This is a genomic window from Heyndrickxia acidicola (genome assembly GCF_001636425.1).
Classification (GTDB): Bacteria; Bacillota; Bacilli; order Bacillales; family Bacillaceae_C; genus Bacillus_AE; species Bacillus_AE acidicola.
This window is the reverse complement of the sequence record NZ_KV440953.1, coordinates 3,431,949-3,457,338: the sequence shown is the minus strand read 5'-3', so window position 1 is coordinate 3,457,338 and position 25,390 is coordinate 3,431,949. Positions and strand designations below refer to the sequence as shown.

General features: G+C 39.5%; 21 protein-coding genes and 1 pseudogene. All 22 read right to left on the bottom strand.

Going from position 1 to position 25,390, the window contains the following annotated elements; all coding sequences use genetic code 11:
• Positions 1-125: 125 nt before the first annotated feature.
• Complete coding sequence (locus tag A5N88_RS16070; RefSeq protein ID WP_066270610.1) at positions 126-392, bottom strand: RNA-binding S4 domain-containing protein; 267 nt, start codon at positions 390-392, stop codon at positions 126-128.
• Between the two features lie 22 nt (positions 393-414).
• Positions 415-1,878, bottom strand: coding sequence for a bifunctional methyltransferase/pyrophosphohydrolase YabN (gene yabN / locus A5N88_RS16065; RefSeq protein ID WP_066267856.1), 1,464 nt, complete (start codon positions 1,876-1,878; stop codon positions 415-417).
• 8 nt (positions 1,879-1,886) lie between these two features.
• Positions 1,887-3,476, bottom strand: coding sequence for a putative polysaccharide biosynthesis protein (locus A5N88_RS16060; protein WP_157090698.1), 1,590 nt, complete (start codon positions 3,474-3,476; stop codon positions 1,887-1,889).
• Between the two features lie 560 nt (positions 3,477-4,036).
• Positions 4,037-4,573, bottom strand: coding sequence for a stage V sporulation protein T (gene spoVT, locus A5N88_RS16055; RefSeq protein WP_066267853.1), 537 nt, complete (start codon positions 4,571-4,573; stop codon positions 4,037-4,039).
• A gap of 256 nt (positions 4,574-4,829) precedes the next feature.
• On the bottom strand, positions 4,830-8,360 hold the full coding sequence (gene mfd / locus A5N88_RS16050) for a transcription-repair coupling factor (protein ID WP_066267850.1): 3,531 nt from the start codon (positions 8,358-8,360) through the stop codon (positions 4,830-4,832).
• Positions 8,361-8,492: 132 nt separating this feature from the next.
• Positions 8,493-8,723 carry an anti-sigma-F factor Fin gene (gene fin, locus A5N88_RS16045; protein ID WP_066267846.1) on the bottom strand — a complete coding sequence of 77 codons (231 nt, stop codon included), beginning with the start codon at positions 8,721-8,723 and terminating at the stop codon, positions 8,493-8,495.
• Between the two features lie 70 nt (positions 8,724-8,793).
• Positions 8,794-9,351 (bottom strand): aminoacyl-tRNA hydrolase, encoded by a 558-nt coding sequence (gene pth / locus A5N88_RS16040; protein ID WP_066267844.1) that lies wholly within the window; start codon positions 9,349-9,351, stop codon positions 8,794-8,796.
• Between the two features lie 658 nt (positions 9,352-10,009).
• The gene (locus A5N88_RS16035; RefSeq protein ID WP_066267842.1) at positions 10,010-10,654 is read right to left on the bottom strand and encodes a 50S ribosomal protein L25/general stress protein Ctc; all 645 of its coding nucleotides are present in this window, start codon (positions 10,652-10,654) and stop codon (positions 10,010-10,012) included.
• Between the two features lie 241 nt (positions 10,655-10,895).
• On the bottom strand, positions 10,896-11,852 hold the full coding sequence (locus A5N88_RS16030) for a ribose-phosphate diphosphokinase (RefSeq protein WP_066267838.1): 957 nt from the start codon (positions 11,850-11,852) through the stop codon (positions 10,896-10,898).
• Positions 11,853-11,865: 13 nt separating this feature from the next.
• Entirely contained in the window at positions 11,866-13,239 is a 1,374-nt protein-coding gene (gene glmU, locus A5N88_RS16025) for a bifunctional UDP-N-acetylglucosamine diphosphorylase/glucosamine-1-phosphate N-acetyltransferase GlmU (protein ID WP_066267836.1), read from the bottom strand.
• A 349-nt stretch (positions 13,240-13,588) separates the two neighbouring features.
• Positions 13,589-13,885, bottom strand: coding sequence for a septation regulator SpoVG (gene spoVG / locus A5N88_RS16020; RefSeq protein ID WP_066267834.1), 297 nt, complete (start codon positions 13,883-13,885; stop codon positions 13,589-13,591).
• 253 nt (positions 13,886-14,138) lie between these two features.
• Entirely contained in the window at positions 14,139-14,513 is a 375-nt protein-coding gene (locus tag A5N88_RS16015; protein WP_066267832.1) for a RidA family protein, read from the bottom strand.
• Positions 14,510-15,358: a pur operon repressor gene (gene purR, locus A5N88_RS16010; protein WP_066267831.1), complete on the bottom strand. Its 849-nt coding sequence runs from the start codon at positions 15,356-15,358 to the stop codon at positions 14,510-14,512. The genes A5N88_RS16015 and purR overlap by 4 nt, the downstream gene beginning before the upstream one ends.
• Positions 15,359-15,644: 286 nt before the next feature.
• Positions 15,645-16,511: a 4-(cytidine 5'-diphospho)-2-C-methyl-D-erythritol kinase gene (gene ispE / locus A5N88_RS16005; protein WP_066267829.1), complete on the bottom strand. Its 867-nt coding sequence runs from the start codon at positions 16,509-16,511 to the stop codon at positions 15,645-15,647.
• 369 nt (positions 16,512-16,880) lie between these two features.
• Entirely contained in the window at positions 16,881-17,063 is a 183-nt protein-coding gene (locus tag A5N88_RS16000) for a small, acid-soluble spore protein, alpha/beta type (RefSeq protein WP_066267827.1), read from the bottom strand.
• Positions 17,064-17,274: 211 nt separating this feature from the next.
• The gene (veg, locus tag A5N88_RS15995; RefSeq protein WP_066267825.1) at positions 17,275-17,526 is read right to left on the bottom strand and encodes a biofilm formation stimulator Veg; all 252 of its coding nucleotides are present in this window, start codon (positions 17,524-17,526) and stop codon (positions 17,275-17,277) included.
• 424 nt (positions 17,527-17,950) lie between these two features.
• Complete coding sequence (gene yabG, locus A5N88_RS15990) at positions 17,951-18,844, bottom strand: sporulation peptidase YabG (protein WP_066267824.1); 894 nt, start codon at positions 18,842-18,844, stop codon at positions 17,951-17,953.
• A 247-nt stretch (positions 18,845-19,091) separates the two neighbouring features.
• Complete coding sequence (gene rsmA / locus A5N88_RS15985; protein ID WP_066267823.1) at positions 19,092-19,976, bottom strand: 16S rRNA (adenine(1518)-N(6)/adenine(1519)-N(6))-dimethyltransferase RsmA; 885 nt, start codon at positions 19,974-19,976, stop codon at positions 19,092-19,094.
• Positions 19,969-20,529 (bottom strand): ribonuclease M5, encoded by a 561-nt coding sequence (rnmV, locus tag A5N88_RS15980; protein WP_066267821.1) that lies wholly within the window; start codon positions 20,527-20,529, stop codon positions 19,969-19,971. The genes rsmA and rnmV overlap by 8 nt, the downstream gene beginning before the upstream one ends.
• Positions 20,530-21,011: 482 nt before the next feature.
• Positions 21,012-22,199, bottom strand: a complete 1,188-nt coding sequence (locus A5N88_RS26295; RefSeq protein ID WP_066267819.1) for a G5 and 3D domain-containing protein — start codon at positions 22,197-22,199, stop codon at positions 21,012-21,014.
• 127 nt (positions 22,200-22,326) lie between these two features.
• Positions 22,327-23,097, bottom strand: a complete 771-nt coding sequence (locus A5N88_RS15970) for a TatD family hydrolase (RefSeq protein ID WP_066267817.1) — start codon at positions 23,095-23,097, stop codon at positions 22,327-22,329.
• A 277-nt stretch (positions 23,098-23,374) separates the two neighbouring features.
• Positions 23,375-25,354, bottom strand: a pseudogene (gene metG / locus A5N88_RS15965) (methionine--tRNA ligase); the annotation flags it as partial.
• Positions 25,355-25,390: the final 36 nt, after the last annotated feature.

Here is a 25,390-nt window from a genome sequence, read left to right as displayed (position 1 = left end):
GAGACACCATGGTATTATTCACACCAAATGTTCTCCCCTTTTCCTTTTTCTGTCCAAAAATAAAAAAGAGGTGACTCAAATGGCCGCTTATCACCACCTTTTGAGTCATCTTCTTTTACTTTCATTTATTCCTCATCTTTTAAACGTTCTTCCTTAACTGTTGTATACATACCTGCTGCATCTTCTTTTCTGGTATTCTCCTGCAGCTGCTCTATTCTAACCGTAGTAACCCTCGTTCCAAAGCGGATGGTTAGCTCATCACCCACTTTTACCGTAGAGCTTGCTTTTGCCTGCTGCCCATTGATCGCTATTCTCCCCTGGTCAGCAACTTCCTTTGCAAGTGTTCTTCTTTTAATAATTCTTGAAACCTTTAAAAATTTATCTAAGCGCATGGCAGTCATATTTTCTCACCTCTTATAAACCTTTTCGTTTCGCTTCATCCCAGAATTGATCCAGATCTTTTAAATCAAAGCTTTCTATAGGCTTTCCGCTTTTGTGAACTTGTTGTTCGATATATGAAAAACGTCTTATGAACTTTTGATTTGCTCGTTCAAGAGCTTCCTCCGGATGAATAGACAGGAGTCTTGCCGTATTAATAATGGCAAATAATAAGTCCCCTAATTCGTAAATTTGCTTTTCCTTATCTTCTTTCGATAACTCAGTTTGAAATTCCTCTATTTCTTCTTTGACTTTTAGCCAGGCATCCTCTGCTTTTTCCCAATCAAATCCTGTTTTAGCCGCTTTCTTTTGTATTTCAAATGCTCGAATCACAGATGGAAGGCCTTTTCCAATGCCATCCAAAGCAGAAACAGAAGCAGAATTTGTATCCTTTTTTTCTTCAGCCTTAATTTCTTTCCAATTGGCAATTACATCTTCAGCACTCTGTACTTCCACGTTTCCAAATACATGCGGATGGCGCCTGATCATTTTTGAGGAAACACCCTCAATTACATCCTCAATTGTAAACATTCCTTCATCTTCTCCAATTTGTGAATGAAGCATGACCTGAAGGAGAACGTCACCAAGCTCTTCTATCATGTGATCAATATCATCCACATCAATTGCTTCCAACAATTCATATGCTTCTTCAATTAAGTACTTCTTTAAAGATAGATGAGTTTGTTTAATATCCCACGGACACCCATTCGGTCCCCGCAAGATTTTAATAATAGACCGCAGACTGGTAAATTCGCGTAGGTTCTCTTCTGCCAATGGAGGTACATAAACGCTGGTAAGGTTATTCAACGTCATTACCCGATCAAGTTCATATAGCAAAATTTCTTTCACAGACGCTTGCTGGCTTCCTGCAGCGGTTACAATGCTTACACTATGGTCATCCGGATACTTTTCCATTAAAGTAAGCTTCACATCTGATGCAACAAAAGCATCATATACCTGCCCAATAATAAGATGCTGATTTGAATGGATATCCTTTGCATGAAAATCCGTCCCGTCAAGCAATTGAAAGCCTTCAATAGGATCCACTTTAACAGTTGTGAACAAAGCGTCCAAAAAGCTTTGGCCTCCGCTGATTTCTATTTCAATGTTTCTTTTAGGGCCTTCATTCAATAAGAGCTGAACGGTCCTTTCTGCAACAAGAGGATGTCCAGGAACAGCATACACCACGTCTTCATCCAAAGCAGCTGTGAGAAGCCTTTCGGTAATTTGTTTATAAACATCTTCAAATTGGTCGTTTTCTTCATAGACCGCATCAAAGGAAGTGAATTGTATTCCTTCCTGTTGGAAGGAATCTACAGCTGGATGTTCTTTCGTTCTGAGAAACAGCTTATTAGCAGACTTCAATATGTGATAAACCCCTAATGTAAGCTGATTCCAATCCCCGGCACCTAACCCGATAACTTTTATTGTATGACTCATAAAAGACCTCATTCCATTATCTTTTTTATTTTAAGCAATTGTTCTCCAAACGGAAGTAAAGAAAGATCTTTATCGTCCAGGAGGTTAAAGCGGATAACACTCCAAATAAAGACAAATCCGCCTGCTGCTACTCCTGCTAAAGCTATTCCCGCATTCATGCCCCGCCCTGTTAAATGCATAGTCCTGGTAATGAAGAGCAATGTCTGCAAAACAAGAGTCATAAGGCAAACAGCAGCTGCAAGCTTAGCATAAAATCCAGCTGGAAGCATGGAAATCCCCAGCTTCTTTATTCTCATAATGAAAAAAACTGCTATGATTCCTAATGATACATCAGTAGCCATTGCTGCTCCCATTGTCCCATACTTTGGAACAAAATATTCATTTCCAAAGAATTTCACAAAAATCCCAAACAGAATGTATACCGCTGGCGAATAAACTTTTCTCATCCCCTGCAAAGCACCCGTTATCGTAAGAATTATTGAGCTTAAAAAAATAGAAATAGAGAAGACAGCGAGCACAGCAGAACCCTTATCATTTTCAAAAAGCATAATATTTGCAGGCCTTATAAGATTAATTAAACCTGCCGCTGCTCCGAGTCCAATAATAATGCTCAGTTTAAAAGCAATGCGCAGCTTCTCGCTCAATGCTGCGTTATTTCTAAGCCGGTATTCCCTCGTAATCATAGGAACCAATGCGAGGGATATAGAGGTTGCAGCAACTGTACCTAACTGGATAAAGGGCTGACCGCGATCATATACGCCTTTAACGGCCTTTGCCTCATTGGCAGCCATTCCAGAATGGACAAGCAAAGAGAACAGGTTTAATGAATCAATAAATTGAATTAATACAAGCAGTGCACCACTGATGCATACGGCAAATCCTTCTATAAATAACGCCATTGCCACCCTTTTATATACCGTTCCTGACACACTGAAAAACGCCAAACGGTGGTGATTTGACCCCTTAAAATAAAGAATGCACAGAACAATTAATGCGCAGGATCCCCCTGTAATGGAGCCTGCAATTGCACCCGTACCAACACGATACAAAGAAAATCCTTTGCTCACTAGGTAAGCCGAAAGAATAATAATGGTCATTACTCTGACAAATTGTTCTATTACTTGGGATACAGCTGTCGGCAGCATTTTATTGTTGCCTTGGAAATAACCCCTGAATGTAGAGATAAAAGGTAAAAGCAAAAATGAAAAAGCAATTGTCTGAATTAGCGGCCTTAACTTTAAATCGCCCATCCAATCTGCTAAATCATAAGAACCCCAAAAAACAAATAAAAAAAGAATCAGCCCTCCTGCTGATAGCAACATAAAGGAGGCACTTATTATTTCTTTTTCCAATTCCGCTTTTCCGTGTATCCTATTCTCTGCTATAAGCCTAGAAATAATAACAGGAAATCCATATGTCGCCAAAGCAATCACTATTCCATAAATGGGGTAAACCTGCTGGTAAATGTAAAAACCTATGTCCCCGACAATATTTTGAAAGGGAACCCTGTAAACAGCACTTAAAATTTTTGTAATGAAGGAACCTAAAGAAAGAATAAAGGCACCCTTTAAAAACGTTTTTGATTCTTCGTGAGGCAATGTATTCCCTCGACCTTCCACTTATATTGGCTTACTCAGGAGTCATTTTTAGCTGCTCCTATAGTTAAAATCTTTTGTATTATAGCATACGCACATAGCTCATGTACGAATAAATGGGTCCCATAGAGTTTCTTACGAGCAATTGTCAGGTTTTTTAGCATGCAGCATCCCTGGCAGATTAAGCTGATGATATAGGAAGGTCTATTGCTAATTTACATAAAAATGATCAATTCACACGTTTTGTATCCAAAAAGAGCCTTATGAAAAATTCATTTAACAAACAGGCTTTGTTAAAGAACACCGTTGTTTTTAGCTCATTCGTGTGAAACGGGCTTTTCACACGCCTTTCAGCTATGCTGAAAGGTTACAGTAAAGAAGGAACCAAAAGCAAACAAGTTTGCTTTTGGTTCCTTCTTTACTGTAAAATGAGCTAAAAAACGAGCAGTTACCAACATTAATATTTAACACAGCATCTAGAAAAAGCGGGTCTGCCTATCTCAGGCGGACTCCGCTTTTTCTAGTCATTATAGAAAGTACCACCCGTAAAACAAGGCTGGTTATTACTGTTCCATTTGTCTTGCTAAGAAACCTGCTGCCGTTTCAGCAGCCTTTTGTTCTACTTCGCCAATTTGCTTCTCTTTAGAAAAAATAATGACTGAGCCAATCGGATCACCATTAGCCACAATAGGAGAAATCGTATAAGATGAGAGTTCTTCATCATACCCGTCTACAAGCGGTACCTCACCCTGCTGAGTAACAAGAACAGGATTTCTTTCTTCCATCGCTTTTTCGATTCTCTCTCCAACGCTTTTGTTTAAATAATCTTTTTTTGAAACACCTGCAACAGCTATCACAGCATCCCTGTCACAAATTAATATAGGGCTGCCCAGGCTGTCGAATAAAGCCTCCGCGTATTCCTTAGCAAAATCGCCCAATTCACTAATTGGAGAATATTTCTTTAGAATAACTTCTCCATCCCGATCCACAAAAATTTCCAGTGGATCCCCTTCGCGAATTCGCAAGGTTCTACGGATTTCCTTTGGAATGACTACTCTTCCTAAATCATCAATTCGACGAACAATACCCGTTGCTTTCACTTATGTTGCCTCACTTTCATCAGATGATTTTTTTAGGTAAAGATTCATATAATGAAATGAATCTTTTACCTGTGTTGAGATTAGTATCTTTCATCTGGGAAGTTATATACATATTGATTAATTTTTCTACTTTTACTCGCCATAATCTGGAGTTAATTCCATTATTAATCTCTGTATCAACTCTTTTCCCCAAATTCCAGTAAAGGAAACATGAAAATTTCCATTTTTATCTTTCTCACCTGATGAAAGGAGGGATTTAGTTCACACGCTCCATTGGTTTAATCGCCTGCTGAAGCTCTTTAATGATATTATAAGCAGTCGCAAGCCAATCGCTCTCTTGCTGACCTTTTGTGTTCAATGTAATTTTCAGCCTTGCCCCATCCATTCCAAAACCAACCGAACGGCCAAATTGATTGCACACTTCCACTACTTTTGGACCATCAACATTTTTTGTGCCTTTCTCAGACATTAAAATGGTAATAACCTGTTTAGATTGTTTCATCGATTCCAAATAGGCATTTGCTGCATAGATCTTCATTTCTGCTACAGTAAATAAATATTCGACTTCCTTAGGATATTCGCTGTAACGGTCTACCATTTCTTCTTTTAGTTCCTCAATGTCCTCAAAAGATGTTATTCCTCTGAACCGCTTATACATTTCAATTTTCTGATGGCCGTCCGCAATATAGGAGTCTGGAATATACGCATCTAGTTCAAGCTCTATTTCAAAACCAGGAGTTTCCTTTTCAACATCAGTGCCTTTTCTTTCTTCTATAGCCTCTTTTAGCATTTGGGAGTAAAGATCAAACCCGACCGAATCAATAAAACCGTGCTGCTGAGCACCGAGAAGATTTCCGGCTCCCCGTATAGATAAATCTCTCATGGCAATCTTGAAACCTGATCCCAGCTCCGTAAATTCCTTGATGGCCTGAAGCCTTTTTTCAGAAACCTCTGTGAGCACTTTGTCTTTTCGGTATGTAAAATAGGCATAGGCTACACGATTAGATCTTCCTACACGTCCCCTCAGCTGATAGAGCTGGGATAATCCCATACGGTCTGCATCATAAACAATTAGCGTATTAACATTCGGGATATCTACTCCCGTTTCAATAATGGTAGTGGTGACCAGAACATCAAACTCACCTTCTAAAAATCCAAGGATTACACTTTCAAGCTGGGACTCTGTCATTTGTCCATGTGCGTATGCTACACGCGCATCTGGTACAAGCATAGATATTTCTTCTGCTTTTCTTTCAATATCCTCCACCCTGTTGTATAGAAAATAAACCTGGCCATCTCTCGAAAGCTCGCGTTCAATCGCCTCTCTTACAAGATTGCCATTATACTCCATTACATAGGTTTGGACTGGAAAACGATTTTCCGGCGGCGTTTCAATGACCGATAAATCACGGACTCCAAGCATGGACATATGAAGAGTTCTAGGAATTGGCGTAGCCGTTAAAGTTAAGACATCGACATTCGTTTTCATTTGCTTAATCTTCTCTTTATGCGTAACACCGAATCTTTGTTCTTCATCTATAATCAGGAGGCCCAAATTATGAAATTGAATATCTTTGGATAAAAGCCGGTGCGTTCCCACAACAAGATCGACCGTCCCAGCCTTTAAGCCTTTTGTCGTTTCCAACTGTTCTTTTCTGGAGCGGAAACGGCTTAGCTGTCCAATTTTAATCGGGTAATCCTGGAATCTCTCTTTAATGGTTTCATAATGCTGCTGGGCAAGGATAGTGGTCGGGACAAGAAGAGCCACTTGTTTTCCATCCATAATCGCTTTAAACGCAGCCCTGATTGCCACCTCTGTTTTCCCATATCCAACATCTCCGCATAAAAGGCGGTCCATCGGTCTTTCTTTTTCCATATCCCGCTTTATTTCCTCGATAGAGCGAAGCTGGTCTTCCGTCTCTTCATAAGGAAAGGAAAACTCAAACTCTCTCTGTAAATCACCATCCGGAGCAAATGCATGCCCTTTCGCCGCCTCGCGTTCTGCATAAAGCTTAATTAAATCGTCCGCAATATCCTGTACGGAGGACTGAACCTTTTTCTTAACCCGTTTCCATTCACTTCCGCCAAGCTTATACAGCTTCGGCTCTTTTCCTTCAGAACCAACGTATTTTTGGACAAGCTCGATCTGTTCTACCGGAACATAAAGCTTATCTGTCCCTTGATATTTAATATGGAGATAATCTTTATGGACTCCATTGATAATAAGGGTTTCAATGCCTAAATATTTACCTATTCCATGGTTAACATGGACAACATAATCTCCAACCTTAAGCTCTGAATAGTTCTTTATTCTTTCAGCATTCGAAATCTTTTGTTTCCTCGGCGTTTTCTTAACTTGCTTGTTAAAGAGCTCTTCTTCTGTAATAACAGCAAGCTTGGACATAGGCAGTTCGAAACCGGTCGATAAGCTTCCCGTTAAGATTTGGGTTCCTTTTGATAAAGGACCTAACGTCCTCCCTGGAGAAGCTTCAATTTCATAATCCTCCAATACTGCGTGCAGCTTTTTCAAACGGCTTTCATTCGCAGCAAGAAATACAATTGTATACTGGCCCTTTTTCCACCTGTCCACTTCTGCTTTTAGAAGATTCATCTGTCCATGAAAGTTCTGCATAGGTTTGCAGGTAATATTAATAATATTTTGAGGGCTCGTGTTTGGAATATGCCTTAAAAACAATGATAAATAGATGCGGGATAGATGAGATTGCGCCAGTAGCTTTGATAAGGAATGAGCAACCTCAAGGTCATGAATTATTTGGCCTTCTTCGAGCAGGGCTGTATACCACTCTGCTTCCTCTTTTTCTAAGCGGTCATTAATTTCCATCACTCGGCTAAGCTCATCTATAAGCAGGATGCCGCTGCTAGATACATAGTCTAGCAAACTAGCAGGCTCCTCATATGCGAGGGACAAATATTTAAAAAGTTGTTCAGGCTTTTGGCCATTTTTCAGCCTTTCAATATCATAGCCAATATTCTGGGAAAGAAGTTCCTTGGTTTTTTCTTTTTTAACTTTTTTGAGTGTAGAGGATAAGCCTGTTTTCAGTTTGTCAGCTATTGTGAGCATTTGCTCTTCGTTTATTGGCGATTCGGTGGCAGGTCCTATAAGAACAGAATCCAGTTTCTCAATAGAACGTTGATCGTCTGCAGAAAATGTTCGAATGGAGTCTACTTCTGTATCAAAAAGCTCTATTCTGATAGGATTTCCCTCTGTCAGCGGATAGATATCCATAATGCCGCCTCTTAAGCTGAAATCGCCAGGTGCATCGACCATATCGACACGGTTATAGCCCATAGTGACAAGCGTATTTAATGTTTCTGTGACATGAATGTCTTTCCCCAGTTCAAACACAAGCTGATACCCGCTCCAGGAAGCAGGGGAGGGAAGAATTTTTCTTAAGCCTGCCATAGGGACGATTAAAATACCTGTACGCTTTGAGCTAAGGAAATTCAAGGCTTCAATGCGCTGTGCTCTGAGTTCAGGGCTTGCTATCCCTATCTCTGCTGCAATGAGTTCATTGGCAGGATACAAATAAAGTGCCGGTATGTCAGACATCTGGCTTAGATCATCAAATAATTTCTGAGCCTGAAGCAAATTATAGGTAATAATGACAATTGGTTTCTTTGTCTTTTCAAAAAGGGAAGAAGTGAAGACGGATCTTGCTGAACCCGAAAGGCCGGCAACAAGCTGTTCCCTCAAGCCTTCTTCTATGCCGGTTATGACCGACTGTGTTTCATCTTGATTCAATATGAGGTCTTGTAATCCTTTCATTAAAGCCCCTCCTCTCTTTGTAGTGATGAAAGCTGCGAAAAAATACGGTTACTCTTTTACGCCCCTTCAACCTTTTTTCTTAATCACACATGTATAACAACAGAAAAATGCTTTGGAATATCTCCAAAGCGATTATTGAATTAAATAATCCTGCTCATGAAACTGAGGATTTCTTTCTAGCGCTTCCTGGCAATCCTCGCAAATTGCTTTTATATAAATATTTCCATCCGGCAGATAGGAAATCATCTCCTGCCGTTCCTGACTGGATAAAATATTCAATCCAATTTGTTCTGAATGCACGGAAAAGCGGTCAAGTACTCCGATACTGGTACCGCAGTGGCGGCAATGATAATGAATGGCCATGTTGAAACCCCTCATAAACAATTTTTTACTAGTATGGACTTGTTTATAAAGAGATATTCATAATAATGGATTAGTTATAATGATTCATAACCTCTAAAAACGGCTTCCCAAGCCACTCTTCGCATGCCTCTGTACAATTTTTAATAACATCTGACAAAAGCGCCCACTCATCCTTGTGGAACCTGCTTAACACATAATCCGGCACTGCCATTCCGGCTGGAGGACGGCCGACTCCGATTCGAATTCGATTAAAATTTTGTGTGCCTGTATGGGCAATAATCGATTTTATACCATTGTGGCCTCCAGCACTGCCCTTTTGCCTAAGCCTAATTTTTCCTACCGGCAAGTCCATGTCATCATAAATGACCAGGAGATCCTCCAGCGGGATATCGTAGTAGTCCATAATGGCTTTAACAGACTCTCCGGACAAATTCATATATGTAAGCGGCTTAAGTAATATAAGTTTTTCACCGTTTCTATGTATAACAGTGTAGACACCTTTAAATTTCGTTTGATTCAAATCAGCTTGAAAATGCTTCGCCAGCTCGTCTATAACCTCAAAGCCAATATTATGTCTTGTTTGGTTATAGGGAGTTCCCGGATTTCCGAGGCCAACAATTAGTTTCATTCAGTACACCCCAACTTTTACTATATCATATCATGAAAAAACCATAGATAGGATGTGCAGATCTTCCCACTCTCTTGCTTTTTCAAACGATATATTATTATTATACATACGTTTTGACTCCATGAAAAATTCGTTGTTCTGCTATCATAAAGAAAAGCGGAAGTGCCTTGCTTATCGGCGTACGGATTCCGCAGTCTTTGACTGAGATAAAGGAAACACAGCAAGGCACGAGCTGATGTTGACTTATCGTAGGGAGAAGACGGAGAAATCCGCTAGCCGATAGGCACTGGAGCTAGACAATGAAAAGCGGAAGTGCCTTGCTTATCGGCGTACGGATTCCGCAGTCTTTGACTGAGATAAAGGAAACACAGCAAGGCACGAGCTGATGTTGACTTATCGTAGGGAGAAGACGGAGAAATCCGCTAGCCGATAATCACAATAATGTTTTGAATTTCTCTGCAGATGTCTGCTCGTTTTTTAGCTCATTCGTGTGAAACACCTGTTTCACACGAATGAGCTAAAAAACAACAGAGTCCTCTCATTATGGAAGGTCTTTAACACACATTTTTGGCTCATCCGCATGAAAGCAATTGCTTAATGCAGATGAGCCAAAAACTCTAAACATATGGAAGCTTTACTGTAGAGAATAAGTTCTCTCCTATTCCGCTGTTTCACCTTCTGGTTTTGTTTCTCGCCCTTCAACATTTTCAGGAGTTCCAGGTTCCTGCTGTTCTCCTGTGCTGATTTCTTCTTCTTGGCGAGGAGGAAGGACAGAAGCAACCGTTTCACTGTCCTCATGGTTAATCGTGAAAGAATACTGGCTGCGAATATCTCCAACCGTTAAAGCTTCACCCACTTGAAGGCTGGACACATCTACTTGTACCGACTCAGGGATATCACTAGGCTTTGCCGAAACAGATAGCTCATGAATTGGCTGCTGCAGGACGCCTCCATCCTTAACACCGGCACTGTCTCCCAATAGCTCTATTCGTACGCTTGTCTCAATTTCGGAATTCATATTGACTGCAAGAAAATCAATATGAGTAATTTCGTTTTTAATTTCGTCTTTTTGGAATTCTGTTAAAACGACATTTTGTTGATTTCCCTCGATATTTAATGAGATAACCCCATGTCTTCCACCTGAACGGATCGTTTTTATTAATTCAGGTCCATCTACATAAATAGATGTATTTTCCACCTGATATCCGTATAACACAGCGGGAACTTTTCCTGCTTTACGCAAGCTGTTAACCTCTGACCTTTTTGCAGTATTTCGTTTCTTTGCTTCAAGAATTTCTGCCATGAAAAATCATCCTCCTACAGCTTTCTTTTAAACATCATCAAAAATTTTTCACTTTATGTAGCATCTCTATATATCCATGCCCCAAATGAAAAGAGGTTAAACACTAAATTTGTTTTCTCCTGCTTTAGAGCATCCATAATAATGTCTTTGCAGAGTAATATGTGTACAAAAAAAGAAGCCTTAAAAATAAACAGGCTTCTTACAAGGCAACAGTACCTTGCCAAATTATTTGCTATCTGAATCAATCAAACAATGTGCTGACCGATTGATCTTCATGCACACGAATAATAGCTTCCCCGATTAAAGGTGCTACAGAAAGTTCCACAATCTTCTCTATTTTCTTCTCTTCCGGAAGTAAAATGGTATTTGTCACAACGAGTTCTTTAATATTTGAATTATCGATACGTTCAATGGCAGGACCTGACAAAACAGGGTGTGTACAGCTGGCATATACTTCACGGGCGCCGTTTTCAATTAAAGCGTTAGCTGCCAATGTAATTGTTCCGGCTGTATCAATGATATCATCAATTAACACTGCAGTTTTCCCTTCAATATTCCCCACAATATTCATGACTTCTGCAACATTTGGCCTTGGCCGCCTTTTATCAATAATCGCAATCGGCGCTTTCAGCCTTTCTGCAAGCTTACGGGCACGGGTAACTCCTCCGTGGTCTGGGGATACAATGACAACATCCTCACCCTTTAGCTTTTTCTTGAAGTATTCTGCAAGGATCGGAACACCCATTAAGTGGTCAATCGGAATATCAAAGAAGCCTTGGATTTGAGGAGCATGCAAGTCAAGTGTAATGACCCTGGTAGCTCCTGCTGTTTCAAGAAGGTTTGCGACCAATTTGGCAGTAATAGGTTCACGGGCACGGGCTTTTCGATCCTGACGTGCGTAGCCATAGTATGGCATAACAATGTTAATAGTCCGTGCTGACGCGCGTTTTAAAGCATCGACCATAATTAGAAGTTCCATCAAATGTTCATTTACAGGCAGGCTGGTGGATTGAATAATATACACATCGCAGCCCCTGATGCTCTCTTCAATATTTATTTGGATTTCCCCATCACTGAATTGGGCAACAGAACATTTTCCTAATTCTACACCGACAACCTTTGCAATTTCTTCTGCGAGCGGGCGATTCGAATTTAATGTAAAGATTTTTAGATTTGGGTCTAAATATTGGTTAGACATGATGGACCTCCAATTATTGATTGTGTTTTAATTTTTTTACGTAGTCTTCCTTATTTACCTGCCGTGCCCTTGCAATAGATAATGCTTCTTCTGGTACATCTTCTGTGATGGTAGACCCTGCTGCAATATAAGCATTTTTTCCGATTTTAACAGGTGCAACAAGATTTGAGTTGCAGCCAACAAACACTCCATCCTCAATCTTGGTCAAGAACTTATTTTTACCATCATAATTAACCGTAATTGTACCGCATCCGATATTTACATCTGACCCGACTTCCGCATCGCCAATGTAACTAAGGTGGGAGGCCTTGCTCCCTTTGCCGAAGCTTGCCTTTTTAATTTCTACAAAGTTGCCAATTTTAACTTCATCTGCAATGTCCGATTGTGGACGAATGTGAGCAAATGGCCCAATGTTAACCTTGTTTCCGATAGAACTGTTATGCGCCACAGATTGACGAATCACCGTATTGTTTCCTACCGCACAATCCTTCAATTCAGAATGAGGGCCAATGATGCAGTCTTCTCCGACAGCTGTTTCCCCTGTTAACATTGTTCCAGGGTAAATGATCGTGTCTCTTCCAATTGTTACACTTTGTTCAATATACGTATTAGCTGGATCAATAATTGTCACACCATTCCTCATATGATCCATATTAATGCGTTCTTTCATAATTTTTTCAGCCTGTGACAATGCTATACGGTCATTTACTCCCAATGTTTCATCAATATCGTCTGTTTGAAAGGCAGAAACCGTTTCTCCCTTTGCTACAAGTATGGAAATGACATCAGGCAAGTAATATTCGCCTTGAGCATTGTCATTTGAAACCTCTTTAAGCGCCTGGAAAAGATGCTTATTATCGAAACAGAAAACACCTGTGTTAATTTCTTTCACTTTTTGTTCGTCTGCAGAGGCATCCTTCTGTTCAACAATTCTTTCAACATTTCCTTCACTGCTTCTAATCACTCGACCATAGCCAAAAGGATTTTCAGCATAAGCTGTTAAAATTGTTGCCTTAGCTTCCTGATCAATATGGTGCTGTAAAAGGTCCTCCATTGTTTTAGCTGTAATAAGAGGAGTATCTCCGCATACTACAATGGTAGTGCCGTCTTCTGAACCTATCAGCTCCTCCGCTTGCATAACGGCATGGCCCGTTCCTAATTGCTCCTCTTGCAAAGCAAAGGAAGACTTACCTTTCAACTGTGATTCTACAGCTTCTGCACCATGTCCGATAATCGTAACTGCTTTATTTATATTCAGCTTTGAAACCTGGTCAATTACATGTTCAACCATTGGCTTCCCGCATACAGGGTGCAACACTTTATAAAGCTTAGATTTCATGCGTGTTCCTTGGCCTGCAGCTAAAACAACAGCAAATCTATTTGTCATAGTAGGTCCCCCAATAAACCTTATTATCCATAAAAAAATATATCTCAAATACGCGATGATTTCAAGGAAACATGAAGAAGTACAAATTTTTGTCAAGAAGGGATATTTTATTTTTATATGAATGGCTTGTAAAATTTCTTTGGATAGCATTAAAAATAGAAGTGAATATTAGTAAATGAGGAATTATAAGGAAAGACAGTTACCCGGTTGAAGAAAAAATGATAGACGCTTACAAAAACGATGTGTTCCCCTACAGTGGACTTTCACCACCTAGATAGTTGTCATGCCTGGCACACAGAAAAAAGGCCTTACTTTTGAAGTAGGCCTCCTGGTGTTTATATTCTATCTTTTAAGAAGCTCCCGCTTCTTCAAATGCTACTTCTTCAACCTCTTCACCTAAACGATGATATTCAGCTAGGACAGCTTCTTGTATTTTGCTGCGTGTACCTGAATTGATAGGATGAGCAATATCTCTAAATTCTCCATCCGGAGTACGCTTGCTAGGCATTGCTACAAATAAGCCATTATTTCCGTCTATCACACGAATATCATGAATCACAAACTCATTATCTAATGTAATAGAAGCAATAGCTCTCATTCTTCCTTCAGTGTTTACACGGCGTAATCTTACGTCAGTTACTTCCATCCTGTTCACCACCTTTTCCCCTAGATAGACTCCTAGTTTAATTATTCCACAGAGCCCCTGAAACTCCTTCTTTATTTCGAAAAAATTTTAAGGAATATTCAGAACTAAGGAAAAGGTTATTAAAAAAACAGCCTTATTTTAAAGGCTTTGTTAAAAGACTCTGTTGTTTTTCAGCTCATTCATGTGAAACGGCCGTTTTACACGCCTTTCAGCACAGCTGAGAGGTTACAAGTAAAGCAAGGAAAAGGCTTGATTATTTAACTAAGGCAGTTACTTCGATCTCAATGGATACATCTTTGGGAAGCCTTGATACTTCAACGCAGGAACGAGCCGGCCGGTGAGAAGAAAAATATTCTGCATATACTTCGTTAACAGCAGAAAACTCATCCATATCCTTTATAAATACTGTTGCCTTAACAACGGTTTCAAGAGAAGCTCCTGCTTCTTTCAGCACCGCTTGAAGATTTTTGAATACTTGATGCGTTTGATCTTTTATATCACCTGTAACAAGAGTGCCCTCTGCAGTAAGAGGAATCTGACCTGAACTATAAAACAAATTATTTACAATTATTCCTTGTGAGTATGGTCCAATAGCTGCCGGTGCTTCCTTTGTAGAAACAGTCTTCATGATTCTTCCTCCTTTAAAAATGATTGATTAGACGAGAAATAGTTTCCTTCCACCACTTCAATCTGCTTAATTTTATAATCTACGTTTGTGAGCTTCACTAAGGAAACATAGTTGTCTACTAATCGTTCCTCAGCATCTTCCGACTCTACCAAAACCCCAATTCCTGCTACAGTGGCATTGAATTCCTCTAAAAGGCTGATCATTCCATTAATGGTGCCTCCGGCCTTCATAAAATCATCCACTATTAATACTTTTGCGCCTTCTCTGAGACTTCTTTTGGAAAGCACCATGGTTTGTATCCTCTTGGATGAACCGGATACATAATTAATGCTGACAGTAGAACCCTCTGTAACCTTGCTGTCCCCTCTTACAATGACAACAGGAACGTTTAAGAAGGATGCCGCTGCATGGGCAATCGGAATTCCTTTTGTGGCAACCGTCATAATTAAATCAATTTCAAGGCCTGCAAAAGCCGATGCAAGCAATCTCCCTACCTCATTTACAATGTGGGGATTCCCGATTAAATCAGTCATGTATAAATAACCACCGGGTAATAAGCGATCCGGCTCGGCCATAAGCTTGCAAAGGTGTTCAATAAATTCCTGGGCTTCTTCCTGCTTTACCTTGGAGATAAACTTCACTCCGCCGGCGGCGCCCGGCACGGTTTGCAGAGTCCCAATTCCCTGTTTTTCAAAGGTTTCTTTTATAATGCCAAGGTCCTCACTGATGGAAGACTTTGCCGAACCATAACGCTCAGCAAAAACAGTTAAAGGAACAAGTTCCTTAGGCCGTATTAATAAATAATGTGTCATGTCGATAAGGCGCTCACTGCGACGAAACTTCATACTGCAAACCTCCGTTAAATCCATTCATATACTAAATATTATCACCGCCAGCTTTAGATTTAAAAGCTGTCCCATTCCTTTTCTAGGGCTTTTACGTAAATGTTCCTGCTTTTAAGTTCTAACTCTGTAAAGGGGCAATGCTGATAAAGACCAAATGATGATTGGATTGGAAATCATCAGGTAATTTTTACAGAGTCTAATCTATAAAGATAAGCATTGCTCTTAGATTCTGTATTTAAGAGTATTTATAGTTTGAAAAATCACTTTTAAATCGAGTCAGCTTTTCTTAGCAAGTAAACCGATCTCCAAGCATTCTGACAACAAAGACTTGATCACAAAAGCCCCTAAGACCATTATAGATTCTTTGAAGACGAGACTCATATTGGACAAGCCCGAAAACGGTCGGGCCGCTTCCGCTCATTAGAACTGCATCTGCGCCAAAGCGTTCCATCTGTTCCTTAATTTGCAGCACCTCAGGGTTCGTTTTCAAGGTAACGCTTTCCAATACATTCCCCGTATACTTGCAAATGCCTTCGTAACTGCTCTGTTCAAGTGCCTCAATCATTCCTTTGGTATTTGGGTGCTGTATTCTGGTAAGATCTAAATTCCGATAAACATCCGCAGTAGAGACCCCAACGGATGGCTTCGCTAATATTACCCAGCAGTTTGGAGGGGCTGGCAAATGTGTAATCTTTTCTCCTCTTCCTTTTGCAAGAGCTGTGCCTCCATATACGCAAAAAGAAACATCCGATCCAATTTCTGCTCCCAATTCTGCCAGTTCATCAATAGACAATCCCAAATCCCACATTCTGTTCAACCCTCTTAAGGTTGCTGCAGCGTCACTGCTGCCCCCTGCAAGTCCGGCAGCCACGGGAATCATCTTATCAATCCCAATTGATACCCCTCTTTGGATGCCATAACGATTTTTCACAAGATGCGCGGCCTGGTACGCAAGGTTTCTTTGATCGTCAGGAACAAAACGATTTTGAGACACTACCTGAATCTCGTTCTCCCTTATGTCCGACAATTCTATTCGATCCGACAGATCTACTGTTGTCATGACCATTTCTACCTCATGGTAACCATCTTCACGTTTATGTAGAACATCCAATGTTAAGTTTATTTTTGCCGGTGCCTTTATTAATAGCTTCAACTAATCCACCTACTCTAATCAATCCATATATTTTCCGGTCGTGGCTACACCACATGTTGTTTGTCCTATTTTACCACAAAACGTTTAATACTTGGCAATGTCTCAAGGATTGTATTTTTTATTGATTTCCCTGATGGGTTCTTCTCTGCGTTTGCCTCTTTAGGAAAGGGAAGAGTAGAAGGTAGCTGAAGAATTGAATCTGCATATAATCCAAAAACAACCTTTAAGGAAGGCACAAGCGCCTTGCTCATCCGATAGGGTATGGAGTTAGGAGGCTATTTTTTAAAATTTTATTCTTTCCTTAAAAAAAGGCCGGGTGTCACCCGGCCTTGCGGCATATCGATGTTATTCGTTATATATAAAGGATTTTTATTCTCTGGCGCTGTTAGCTAATTGCATTTCAGCAATTTCAATTGCTCTTTTCACCATATTTCCGGCATCTCTTGCTTTAATGCCGCCCCATCCCTCATTTTGGACGACATCATAAAACCCCAGTTCCTTGGCTAACTCTTCCTTTAATTGATCAGACATAATGCCTCTTCGTCTGCCCATTACGAATTCCCCCTTAGTTATGCCGCATTTGTAGTATGCGTCACCTTTTCACTCTCTATTTTCGGGGATGATATCCATTTGAAGAAATATCTATTCGATAAGAAATGGCAAGCGGACACATTCATTTTTCAAGTAAATAACAACAAAGTTTACCAAAAGACCTAATCAAAAGAAAAAAAGCAGCAAACACGGTGTCTACTGCTTCTAAATATTAAATTTCCTGTTGTTTTTCAAAGAAGGTAAGTTGTACCGTTTCTGTTAATACATCTGCATAGCTATAGGAAACACGTTCAAACGCATTTTCCTCTTGATCTAATTCGACGACAAAAACTGATGGATAAGTTTCTGCCAAAACGCCAGAACGTTCAATCGTTTTTCTTCGACCACCATTCGCTTTTAACATTAATCGTTTACCCAGATTTGAGTCCAGTGATTTTTTAATGTCAGTTAATGTTTTTGGCATTTCGCTCCACCTCACTGTGAATAGTATAACATATTATGTAGCTTCGGTCAAACAAATAAATTATTTTATCAATGAAACAAATATCCTGTCAATACATTTTGCTCTACAAAATAATGCTTTTTTTTACAATGTTAGTATTCCCGCTTTATTGCCAATTATTTATTTATTTTAAACTCATTTTATCTTGACTGTTGATTTCCATTTCAGGCGCTCAATTAAGTTTACGAAAAGAGCCTCAAACAATCATTACCCAACTAAGAAATGGAAATAACCTCAATAGGAACATAAGAAAATCGTAAGCCCCTTGATCATTCGCTAGCTGATAGGCGCTGGAGCTGGACAGAGAAAAATATTCACAGGTTTAGCATTTTATCCTTTCCGAAACGATCAAAAAACACTAATGTAATCCATTAGTGTTTTTTTCTTACTCTTCGGTGATCGGTTTATACGGCATCCCTGTTCTTAGAACACCTTTTGTTTCAATGCCTCCCAGACCCTTTTCCCCAGTCAGTGTATTTCGTAAAACATCCCACACATTGATCTGCTCCATAAAGGAGGTATAGCTAATTTTCGCTACAATATAGACAGGATCTAATGCATGGATATTCACCCGCTGGGGAGAACTTGCAAAGTTAGCTCCCGCATGAATAAGGGACTCAAAATGTGATTGGCATGCTCCCGCAAAAATAACCAGCTGGTCTAAATGAGGAACTTTCCTTCTGGCCTCTCTGACCGTTTTTACAAAGTATTTAGAATGCCGATATGCATTTAAATCTGATTTCAATCCCTTGGACTTTGTATAGGCATCATGCCCCGTAATGACCAAAATATCCGGCCGATACTTTTCAATTAATGGTACAACCTGGCTGGGCATATCTTTTTCATAGCAATGCACTCCATAAACAGTCAATCCAACTTTCTCGTATAGATCAAGGCATTTTTTTAAATAATTGGGGTCTCCATCAAGGTGGAGTACTCGTCCGGGGATCTGAAATATGCTCATTTCCTGGTTATATCCATGGGTCGCCTGATATTCCTGTTTTTGTCGAAGGAGGTGGATATCCTGTTGAAACAGCTCGAAGGATTGTTCCTCTAATGACCGATACTCCTCGGAAATTCTAGAACGTTGATCAGGATCAATAGGTACCAGGTCTTCAAATGGAGAATCTGCCATTAAGCGGAGATCCTCCCCATATAATACTGCTATTTTTTTCCCATCCTTCATTTTTATATCAATGACTCTAAATAAAAGATCACAATGATACGACATTCTTCCAACAATTGAATTGATTTGTACATTCACAATGGTCAACTCCATCACAAAAATGGATAAGTATCAATAACTGTTCCTACCCATAGGCTATGCATCCCCTTGAAATTGGTGCAGAGGGGATAAACACTATGATTAATCAAGGCGGCTGCAAAAAACAATGCTTATTGTTCATTCGTGTGAAACAGCCGTTTCACACGCCTTTCAGCACAGCTGAAAGGCTATAGTAATAAAAGGAGCAAAAAAAATCACAAAAATCCCCACTGCCAGAATAGAGCGGGGATTACATTCCAGATTATTTACTTTTAAATAAAGGGTACAGCTCATTGCTTAAATCAGCAAACTCTTGAATACTCAATGTCTCGCCTCTGCGGGAAGGTTCAATATTTACCTCTTCTAAAATATCAATGATTTGCTGTTTTTTCTCTTTTCCATCCGGCAGCTGGCTTGTGAGATTATTTAAAATCGTCTTCCTTCGCTGAGCAAATGCCGCACGTGTAACAGAAAAGAAAAATTCTTCGTTGGTAACCTGCGCTGCGGGCTGTTCTCTCTTGGTTAAACGAATAACAGCTGAATCTACATTTGGCTGGGGCATAAATACTGTCTTTGGTACAATCATAACGGCTTCTGCTTTTGTATAATATTGAATAGCAATAGATAAAGAGCCGTAATCCTTTGTTCCCGGCTTAGCAGAAATCCGATCAGCGACCTCTTTTTGAAGCATAACCACAATTCCCCTAATTGGAAGCCTTTCTTCCAGCAGTTTCATAATAATCGGCGTTGTAACATAATATGGCAAATTAGCCACAACCATTAAATCCTTCACTTGCTGGAACTCTTCCTGAATCATTTCGCTTACATCGGCTTTTAAAACGTCCTGGTGAATAATTTTAACATTACCATACGGGGATAATGTATCGTCTAATATGGGCAGCAGGCGCTGGTCAATTTCAAATGCTACTACCTTCTTGCTCGCCCTTGCAAGATGCTCCGTTAATGCTCCAATTCCGGGACCAATTTCGATAGCTCCAGATTGATCCGTCAGCTCAGCAAATTCCGTAATTTTCTTTAAAATATTGGGATCTACCAAAAAATTTTGTCCTAAGCTTTTCTTAAAGGAAAATCCGTATTTATTTAAAATCTCTTTCGTTCTAATCGGGGTGGCAATATCCTTATTCATGTTCTTCCTCCTGTAGCACTCTAGCTAGAGCTTCAGCAAATGCCTCTTTACTTATTTGGAACATTAAAAGGCGTTTGTGAAGCTGTTTTCCATTTGTATACCCAATTTTCAATAAATCGCCTAACCGTTCCCTCCTGGATCTCGCTTTACTCCCTCCAACTAACCCTGCTGTAATTAAATCCTCCTGAGTAATCATTTCTTCTATTTCCGATTCCATTAGGTGAGCATTTTTCAAAGCAGCTCTAATGGCTTCAGGCTGTGCATGCTCCACACCAATTCCTCTTCCGGAAGCTGGCTTCGCCTCTTTTTTTTCCAGAAATGCATGTTTGCACCCTGGGACCTCATCACTAATCGTCTTACGAATTTTTTCGCCAGGAAAATCAGGATCTGTAAAAATGATGACTCCTCTTTTTTCCTGGGCTAATTTTATTTTCTCTATCGTTTCTTTTGAAACAGCGGAGCCGTTTGTTTCGATTGTATCTGCATCTACGGCTCTTCTAATGGCCGTTGTATCGTCTTTTCCTTCTACCACAATAATTTCTCTTAACTTCATTCCAACCTCCAGGCAGAACTCTTGGATTCAATTCAAGTTCCATTTGCACTTTCTCTATTATAGTATTGCTTATTGTAAAAGAAAAACAAATCTCCCAGTAAAATAAACTTTATCGAAGGCACTGTGAAAAAAATTCTATATTGATACTGCTCGTTTTTTACCATGGCTTTTTCGTAAACTTTGTTGCTATTTGACACAAAAAACGATTAAAAGTTTAGATTAAAACTTGTGAATGGCTTATTAAAATAGGCAGGTAGACAAAGATATATCCATACAAATCTATGCAAAAAAAGCCTTTAACGAGTCTTTATTGAAAATAATACGCCACTGGCATGCATAAGCAAAGGGTCAGCTGAAATAAACTGACCCCAAGAGAAAAAGATTTCTTTCTATTATGAGCGGGTAGTGCTGCTTTTTTGCCTCTGTTCTTTATTTTTTGCTCTTTTTCATAAACTCAGTTACGATTTGACATAAAAATGATCTTATTTGACGATTTGCACTTTTAGTCTTTTGACACCCCACTGGCAGGCTGAAGAATTCGAATTAAAGAAGACGTCAATCCTATTCCCTTTTATTCCTCCGCCAGTATCTCCAGCGAGAGCATATCCGTATCCTTCTACATACACTTTGGATCCCAGAGGAATGACACTGGGGTCAACGGCTATAAGCTTCATGTTCGGATTATCCCTCAGATTAATCCCGGTTGCTGTATATCCTGAACAACCGCTGCAGTCCCCTGTATAGGCGGTTGCTATCACGTAGATTTCTTCTCCCCCTGTGTTAACAGAAGACAGTGCTTGGCTCTCAGTCTTTCTTGCCCCCATTCTAGGCTTAGACCTGTTCCTTTTGTCTATACTTGTTCCGGTTAATGAACGCTTTATTTCTTTTACATTTTCAATCATTACTTCATATGTATTTTGTGCTGCAGTATTTTCCCTATACTGAACCATTTCTTTTATGCCCTGCGTAATTTCTGCGTTACTGCTTCCTACAGCAGTAAAATAAACAGGCTCTTCCACAACATCGCTGACTTTTGGAACCTTTTTGATTGTTACAGTCTGATACTCTTTTAAAGGCTGAAATAACCCAGGCTCTACCTCATTTAGCTGATTTAATTGAATACCTTGTTGCTCTAAAAAGTCAGCGACAGTTGCCGAAGCGGACCATACGATTTTCTTTTTACTTCCGTTAACTAAAAGAAACGGAAAATCTTGTTTAACCTCAATCTTCATATTAGAGGAAATGGAATGGCTACCGTCTGGATAAATACTATTATGTATACCCGGTTTTATATTAACCATATTTAAAGCCTCGTTGACTGTACGGGCTAACGTATAAAAGGTCTGTTCCTTCCCCTTTATAATGACGGTAATCTTATGGGCGGTTTGAACTTCAAAGGCTAAATCCTTATTAATTCTTGTATTCAAGGATAGTGAAAGACGATCATTTGGACTAATCTTCATATTAAGTTCATTTAACATGTCTCTGATTGTCTGAGCATTTGTTTTAATTAACTTTTTTTGGCCATTTAAAGACATCGCCACTGTCTTTTCGCTTCCCTGATAACAGAAGAATCCATAAGTAATAAAAAAAGCGAGGAAACTAGTGAACAAAATAGCGAAACTTCGTCTGCTTAATAAACTTGAAATACGGACATTCGTGCTTTCCATGACAAAAACGCCTCCTTCTAGCAGTCAGATTCAAAGTATATCGTTTTTCATTCCTCATTGTAGAAAACGACATGAACACGCAGGAAAGTGTATGTTCATGCCGCGGTATTTCGGAGTGCTTCTTTCTTTATCCCTGAATTCCAAAAAGTTTTTTTGCATTTTCTGTTGTTTGTTTTGCTACCTCTTCAAGCGTTACTCCTCTTAACTCAGCAATTTGTTCAGCAACTAATTTGACATACCCCGGTTCATTGCGCTTTCCTCTATAAGGATGAGGCGCTAAATAGGGGCAGTCAGTCTCAATTAAAAGACGATCGAATGGTACCTCAACAGCTACTTCTTTAGGTTTTTTAGCATTTTTAAAGGTAACAGGACCGCCTAAAGAAATATAAAAATTCATATCAACACATACTTTGGCTGTTTCTGCACTGCCGCTGAAACAATGCATAATGCCGCCAACCTCCTGGGCATGCTCTTCTTTCAAAATATCAATAATATCTTGTGTCGCCTCCCGATTATGAATAATAATTGGAAGCTTAACTTTTCTTGCTAATTGAATTTGTTTGCGGAAAACTTCTTTTTGAATATCCTTTGGTGATTTGTCCCAGTGATAATCCAATCCCATTTCACCCAATGCCACAACCTTAGGATGACTGCACAGCTCCTCTATCCACTTAAGATCGTCTTCTTTCATATCAATCGCATCCACTGGATGCCAGCCAATACTTGCATATAAAAAATCGTATTGCTCTATCAATTCCATCGCCCTCGTAATAGTAGGCCTGTCAAATCCTACTACCACCATCTTTTCAACCCCATGCTCCTTAGCACGTTGAATCACTTCTGCCAGATCCTCTTTAAATTGTTCATCATTCAAGTGGACATGCGTATCGAATAACATAGTAAAAACTCTCCTTAATAGGTATATTTTATAATATAATTCCTCTATTTAGCTTTTCAGTTCAATAACAAATGTTTCGCTAGGTGAGCGTCTCTTTTATTTTCCCTATTTCTCCATTCTTCGTCAGCATAGTCTGCCATAACATTTATAAAGCCTTAAGGAAAAAAGAAAAAACATAGAGGTTCACGTCGACATTTGTTCCACGTGAAACACCCCTATGTTGTTTTCATTTATTCAATTTCCCAGTTATGTTACATCTAATTACCAATTATTACATTTACTTTACAATTGAACCATTAGGAAGGGACTGATCAACACTGGCAACAGATAAAACCCCATCTTTTTCACCGGCTAAAATCATACCCTGTGATAGTTCACCACGGAGTTTGACTGGTTTAAGATTCGCTATGCATATTACTTTACGGCCAACAAGCTCTTCAGGTTTATAGAATTGAGCAATACCAGATACAACCTGCCTTTTTTCATATCCTAAGTCCAATTGAAGCTTAAGCAATTTATCCGCTTTTTTTACCGGATCTGCTTGAATGACTTCTGCTACGCGCAGTTCAATTTTCATAAAATCATCAATGGATATTTCAGCAAATGACTGGCTTTCTTCTTTTTTCTCTTCTTTCTTTTCTTCAGCGGGAGCAGAAGGACCTGCCATTTGCTCTTTAATATAATCTACTTCAACTTGGAGGTCTAAACGAGGGAATATCGGTTCTCCTTTCTCAACAACCTTTGTTCCTGCAGGAATGGCTCCAAATTCTTCAAGGCTTTCCCAAGATTTTAATGCATCGTCGTGAATGTTCAGCTGTTCAAAGATTTTCTTTGGTGTTGAAGTTAAGAATGGCTGTAATAGCACGGCTACATAACGTAAGGATTCAGCTAAATGGGCCATCACTTCAGCCAATTCATCTCTTCTTGCTTCCTCCCTTGCCAATACCCAAGGCTGCGTCTCGTCAATGTATTTATTAGAGCGGCTGATCAGTTCCCATATAGAGGAGAGTGCCACTGAAAACTCCATGTTTTCCAGAGAATCTTCATACTTTTTAACAACATTTACTTGTGCGTCTATTAATTGTTTTGAGTATTCACTTTGTGATCCGTTAAACGCAGGAATCTCACCATTAAAATATTTATTTATCATTGCGACCGTTCTGTTTAGTAGATTTCCTAAATCATTCGCAAGGTCAAAATTAATTCTTTCTACAAATCCTTCCGGAGTAAATACGCCGTCTGCTCCAAATGGAACCTCACGTAATAAGTAATAGCGCAATGCATCTAAACCATATCGGTTAATAAGAGTAACCGGATCAATGACATTTCCTTTTGATTTTGACATTTTTCCATCTTTCATTAATAGCCAGCCATGAGCAAAAACCTTTTTAGGAAGCGGCAAATCTAATGCCATTAGCATGATAGGCCAATAGATGGTATGGAATCGCACAATTTCCTTTCCCACTAAATGAACATCTGCAGGCCAGTATTTTAGATAATTGGAATCATCGTCACTTCCATATCCAAGTGCTGTAATATAATTGGATAAAGCATCTATCCAGACATAAATAACGTGCTTAGGATTTCCCGGTACTTTAATTCCCCAGTCAAAGGTTGTACGCGAAACAGCTAAGTCCTCAAGACCTGGCTTAAGGAAGTTATTAATCATTTCGTTCTTCCTTGATTCAGGCTGAATAAAATCAGGATTTTCTTCATAATATTTTAAAAGCCTGTCTACATATTTGCCCATTCTAAAGAAGTAGGATTCCTCTTTTACTTTTTCCACAGGACGTCCGCAATCCGGGCAATTGCCATTGACTAGCTGTCTTTCTGTAAAAAAGGATTCACACGGTGTACAGTACCAGCCTTCATACTGATCAAGGTAAATATCCCCTTTTTCCATCAACTTTTGAAAGATCTTCTCTACTGCTTTTTTATGGCGGTCTTCAGTTGTTCGAATAAAATCATCATTTGAGATATCAAGCTTTTTCCATAGATCTTGAATACCAGAAACAATTTCATCAACATATTGCTGTGGTGTAATTCCTTTTTCTTCAGCTTTCCGCTGGATCTTTTGACCATGTTCATCTGTTCCTGTCAGATACATAACATCATATCCGCGCATTCTTTTATATCGAGCCATAGCATCACCGGCTACAGTTGTATAGGCATGTCCAATATGCAGATTGCCGCTTGGATAATATATAGGTGTTGTAATATAAAATGTTTTAAGCTTTTCCTTCAATGTAATCCCACCTTTTTTAAAGTAACTGCTTCATAAGAAACCAAGTCT